This window comes from Salmonella sp. SAL4457 (assembly GCF_046548235.1).
GTDB lineage: Bacteria > Pseudomonadota > Gammaproteobacteria > Enterobacterales > Enterobacteriaceae > Salmonella > Salmonella enterica.
The window spans coordinates 1-480 of sequence record NZ_JBGDZO010000051.1 but is presented as its reverse complement, the minus strand read 5'-3'; the positions used below and the strand labels follow the sequence as shown (position 1 = coordinate 480).

Here is a 480-nt window from a genome sequence, read left to right as displayed (position 1 = left end):
GCGAGCTATTGCCTGCTGATGATGGAAGGCGGCTTCATCGCCGGCTCCGCCAACATCGACGAACTCGACCCGGAAGTGGCCGACCTGCCGATTCTCCGCGAGACCCGCGAGAACGCCAAGCTCGATACCGTCATGAGCAACAGCTTCGGCTTCGGCGGCACCAACGCCACCCTGGTCCTCAAGCGCTGGCAGGGTTGATTCCCTCCATCGCCGCATGAAGCGCCCTTCGGGGCGCTTTTTTGTACCCAGCGTTTCTTTACCCGAACTGCATGAACGGGCTAAACCTGGTGCCCCGCCTGCCGATAGAACTGATCAGCCCCGTCTCTCTCCTGCCCCCTGGAATCCGCCATCATGTCTTTGCGCAGTATGCCCATCGCGACCCGTGCCGCCCTGAGTTTCGCCCTGATCACCGCTCTGCTGGTCATCACCGGCATCTTTTCCCTGAACCGAATGGGTTCGCTCAACGAAGCCTCTTCGGAC

1 pseudogene is annotated in these 480 nt (G+C 61.2%); it reads left to right on the top strand.

The annotated features are described in order from the left end of the window. Positions 1 to 198, top strand: a pseudogene (locus ACLJNW_RS23160) (beta-ketoacyl-ACP synthase I); the annotation flags it as partial. Positions 199 to 480 lie beyond the last annotated feature (282 nt).